Source organism: Synechococcus sp. CS-1332 (genome assembly GCF_025127995.1).
Lineage (GTDB): Bacteria > Cyanobacteriota > Cyanobacteriia > PCC-6307 > Cyanobiaceae > Cyanobium.
In genome coordinates this window covers 1-4,580 of the sequence record NZ_JAHLYP010000001.1, presented here as the reverse complement: position 1 = coordinate 4,580, position 4,580 = coordinate 1, and the positions used below count along the sequence as shown (strand labels likewise).

Annotated in this window: 2 protein-coding genes and 2 pseudogenes; 3 read left to right on the top strand and 1 reads right to left on the bottom strand. The window is 63.0% G+C overall.

What is annotated here, in order from left to right; translation table 11 throughout:
• Together KQ305_RS00020 and KQ305_RS00015 are read left to right on the top strand one after the other, a co-directional pair.
• Positions 1 to 199: pseudogene (locus KQ305_RS00020) on the top strand (DUF2062 domain-containing protein); the annotation flags it as partial.
• Between the two features lie 956 nt (positions 200 to 1,155).
• Positions 1,156 to 3,459, top strand: coding sequence for a zinc-dependent metalloprotease family protein (locus KQ305_RS00015; protein WP_259723438.1), 2,304 nt, complete (start codon positions 1,156 to 1,158; stop codon positions 3,457 to 3,459).
• Positions 3,460 to 3,552: 93 nt separating this feature from the next.
• Here KQ305_RS00015 and KQ305_RS00010 read toward each other — a convergent pair whose 3' ends face one another.
• Positions 3,553 to 4,146 carry a hypothetical protein gene (locus KQ305_RS00010; RefSeq protein WP_259723437.1) on the bottom strand — a complete coding sequence of 198 codons (594 nt, stop codon included), beginning with the start codon at positions 4,144 to 4,146 and terminating at the stop codon, positions 3,553 to 3,555.
• An 87-nt stretch (positions 4,147 to 4,233) separates the two neighbouring features.
• Here KQ305_RS00010 and KQ305_RS00005 point away from each other — a divergent pair.
• A pseudogene (locus KQ305_RS00005) lies at positions 4,234 to 4,580 on the top strand (DUF2062 domain-containing protein); the annotation flags it as partial.

The following is a 4,580-nucleotide window of genomic DNA, read 5'->3' as shown; positions in this document are numbered from 1 at the left end:
GCTGGGACCCGGCAAGGGCTGGCCCGGCGGTCCGCTCCTGCATCACGAGACCCTGCGCCAGCTCGGCTGGGATTTCACCTCCCGGCTGCTGCTCGGTTCGGCCGTGGTGGGCGTTGTGCTGGCTCCCCTCAGTGGCCTCCTGTGCCTGCGGTGGCTACAGCGCAAGTCGTATCCAGACTCTGGTGAAAGGCGCCCATAACCACGGCGCCCCAGTCCGGGAAGCTGGAGGTGAGCTGGCCCAATGGATGCGACCCACAGTTGGGCCAAGCCATCCTCGACTATAGTCACCAACGGCCATCAAGCCAGAGCAGCCTTGAGGCCCCTCTAGCCAATGTTGGGGGCCCGTTTAGCCAATGGGATAGGGGATCAATCTGGGCCTATCGCATCAGCCCAGGAACTACAACCCTTTCCGCCAATGAAATTCTTTGGCCCCATCCAATCGGCAAGAAAGAGCTCCAGAACACATTGTAGGCGTGAATTTTTTTGGAGAGGGGGGGGATAGTCTAGGATCCCGGCGGCTGCAGCGAACCCAACTGTCGTAGAGCTTAATGACTTAGGCGGCGCATTCGGCCGCCTAAGTCATCTCCATCGTTCACCGGCGAACATCAACTTTTACCGACAGTTTATCGCGAACTCAAAGGCACATCTGATCGGATGGGTCACTGATCCCACCAGGGATGACTGGGGCCCTATTCATATCAACTCAACCCGAAAGTTAGATGTCCCAATGCTCTGGGACATCTAACCTCGCTGCTCTTCTGGATGCTTAGGCTGCCAAGAATGCAACCCTCTAGCAGGGTCCACTGACTCTGATTGTTCTCTCGCAAAATGGTCTTGACTGCCGCATCAAATCCGACGAGCTCCCTGGCCGGTGCTTTTCTCTTTCCCGAATGGTTCAGTCGAGGCAGTCGCCCATCCGATCCGTTGGTTCCGAACCGGATCAACACACCATCTCCTGAGACCGGCGGCCCGCTCCCCGCCGCAACGTGGGAGTTTTCAGCGACGCAGTCCATCCCATCACCAGGCGGATCGACGAGCAGAGAAACCAGCAACGTCCTCGCGCCGGCTCTGGATGGTCGTGGACCCCTGTTCCAATCCAGCGCTCGCATCGAATCCTCCCCGAGCGTCGCCCTGAGCAGCCATCAGGTCCTGAGCGTGTCCTTCGCCAAGCTCACCACAACAGCCACCGCCTCAGGCAGTGGCTGCTGCCTCTGCAAGGACTGCAGCCAGCTCGCCATCGACACCGATCCGTCCATCTCGGACGCCACCGCTCAGGCCCCCATCGTCCTCAGCGGACAGGTCACGCTGGCCGGCTCAGTGGATCTGAGCAAAACTTTCCAGCTCCACAGCAATCCCCTCGCCACGAAGTCGATCTTCCTCGACTTTGATGGTTTCAGCATCAGCTCCACACCCTGGGAAAACGGTGGCGCCCTCAGCCTCGGCTCCTTCTATTCCTCCTTCGACTCCGCCGCCCTGACGGAAATCCAGCGCATCTGGCAGCAGGTGGCGGAAGATTTTGCCCCCTTCAACATCAACGTCACCACCCAGGATCCCGGCAGCGAAAACCTGCGCAAATTTGGCACCGGCGACGACCGCTGGGGCATCCGCGTCGCCTTCACCAGCAACCTCAACCTGCTCACCGGCTCTGCCATCAAAAATGCCGGCGGTGGCGGCACCGCCTACTACAACAGCTTCAACTGGAACACCGATGACGTGGCCCTGGTGTTCAGCCGGGGGGAATACGCCGCCGCCAACACCGCCAGCCACGAAGTGGGCCATACCCTCGGCCTCACCCATGACGGGGCCGGCACCAACACCGACTACTACGGCGGCCATGGCGGCACCGGCGCCACCAGCTGGGGCACCCTGATGGGCGCTCCCTTTCTTGGTAACGACGAAAACCTCACCCAGTGGAGCAAAGGCCAGTACACCGGCGCCAACAACACCCAGGACGACCTGGCCGTCATCACCGCAAACAACGGCTTCAGCTACGCCGCCGATGACCACGGCAACAGCTTCGCCGCGGCCACGGCCCTGAGCGGACTCAGCTTTAGCAGCTTCGGGGTCATCGAGAGGAACACCGACATCGACATGTTCCGCTTCGACACCGGTGCCGGCTTGGTGAGCTTCGACATCGTCAACGCCGCCCGGGCCTACATCGGCAGCACAGCCAGCACTATCACCCAGTACCTCGCTCCCCTCGGGTCCAATCTCGACATCGCCGCCACTCTCTACAGGGCCAATGGCTCCCTCCTGCAGACCTTCAATCCAGCTGATCTCACCACGGCCAGCTTCTCCATCAACCTTGATGCGGGCACGTATTTCCTCGGCATCGACGGGGTGGGCTTCGGCACTCCTCTCGCCAGCACCCCCACCGGTTACACCGACTACGGCAGCCTCGGCCAGTACATGGTTAGTGGCACTGTTCAGTCCACCACCAGCACTCCGCCTCCAACCACGACCCCACCTCCGACCACCAGCACCACCCAGGTCATGGATCCCAACGGCGCCGTGCGACTGCTCCGCGGCACCAGCACCGATCTGGTTTCCGTTCAGATCAACGGTGTCACGTCGGCGGTCCGCTTGAGCGGCTCCCAGATCAAGGCCAGCCAATTCGACGACAGGGAGATCCTCGCGGCTGAAACCGTCAACGGCGCCAACCAGATTCTCTGGAAAGTGGTCTCCACTGGTCAGATCCGCACCTGGTCGCTGGATAGCAAGTGGAACTTCATCTCCTCCAACACCCTGACCGATCCCACCAGCAGCCAAGGCCTACTGCTCCAGCAGCAGTTCATGGTCGATGCCAACGGCACACCGCTGACCACCACCCTCCGAGTGCTGGACCCCAACGGCACCGTTCAACTCCTGCGCGACTCCAGCACCGATCTGGTTTCCGTTCAGATCAACGGCGTCACATCAGCGGTCCGCTTGAGCGGCTCCCAGATCAAAACCAGCCAATTCGCCGACAGGCAGATCATCGCCGCTGAAACCGTCAACGGCGCCAACCAGATTCTCTGGAAAGTGGTCTCCACCGGGCAGATCCGCACCTGGTCGCTGGATGGCAACTGGAACTTCATCTCCTCCAGCACTCTGGCCAATCCCACCAGCAGCCAAGGCCTACTGCTCCAGCAGCAGTTCATGGTCGATGCCAACGGCACGCCGCTGACCGCCGCGCCCCAGAACACCGTCCTGGAAGCGGTCGACCCGATCATCGGCGGCGGCACGAGCCTCGCTCCGGCAGCCAACGATGCCTTCGCCTACGACCGGGCGGTCCTGGCAGAAGCCCGTCCCGAAGATCTGACCTTCAGCACCGAGCCGATCCTGGCCCTGGCTGAGCTCTCCTCCCTGGGCGAGACCCAACTCAGCGCCGCCGATCCACTGGCTTCGATGTTCCCCGCCGCCGGTCTTGACTCCTCGCCGACCAGCACCTGGCTGGTCGCCAGACAACCCCTGCTTTGACAGGTTGCCCACGCCCCGGGGTATCAGGGTCACCAGATCCAAAAGCCGCTGTCTCAACGCAGCGGCTCTTCTGTATGGACCATCGACGGGGGATTAGGACACCAGCCCCAGCGCCTCCTCCAGGCCAGCGCGCGCCACATCGGCCGTGAGCTTGATGCGGTAGCGGCAGGCCTGGGTTTGGGTGCAGGCGAAGGTGCCGCGCTCCCAGTACTTGTTGCTGCCGGCACCTCCCCCGCAGAGGCCGAAGTAGGCACACTCGCTGCGGCAGCGATCCGTGCCGGCGCGCATGTCCGACAGGATGCGCTGGAACTTCGCCTTTCCGGCGATCGAGACCAGGCTGTCGCTCCGGACATCGCCCAGCACGAAGTCGCCGTAGGTGTCGGTCTGCACCGAGAGCAACTCAGGATCGAAGGTGGCGATGGCGCCGCGGGCATCCACGTTGACGATCGCGAAGGGGTTGTTCATATCGGAGCAGTCCAGGCGGGCATCGGCCTGGGCCAGGCTGCAGATGCCCTCAAACTCCCGCACCCGCATCTGCCCAGGGTGCTCCTGCCACAGCTCCCAGAACCGCTGCAGAAACTGGCGATAGGCCAACTCGGCATGGGGACGGCTGAGGGACTCCTCGGTGATCACGGCGATCACCTGGAAGGGGATGCCGCGGCAGCGCAGATGCTCAAGTCCCCACATGGTGGCGGCGTGGGTCCCCAGGCCGCTGCGGGTGCGGCGAAGGACGTCGTGGAGAAATGACGGCCCTAGAGGCGCACAATTGCGGCGATGGTGTCGCCATTAGGGTTCGCGCCAATCGGGACATCTCCCCGCGTCACTGGTCCCACGGCACCGTTTCGCCTTCAGTCTCTGTCCCCGCCGCGGGCCCTGAGGGCGGCGAACAGAAAGGTGCGCCAGGCGATCGAATGGATCTGGCGCCAGGAGGGCAGCCACGGCCAGCGGGCCCGGGGGCTGGCGGCGGGGGTGTTCATGGGTGCTTCCCGATCTTCGGCTTCCAGACCCTGTTGGGGGTGGCCCTGGCCAGCCTGGTGCGGGGCAACCACCTGCTGGCCGCCGCCGGGACCTGGATCAGCAATCCGATCACCGACGTGCCGATGATCTGGTTCAACTATCAG

Coding starts and splice junctions, on each gene's coding strand:
- KQ305_RS00010 (WP_259723437.1), bottom strand. CDS start 4,146: ATGTGGGGACTTGAGCATCTGCGCTGCCGCGGCATCCCCTTCCAGGTG.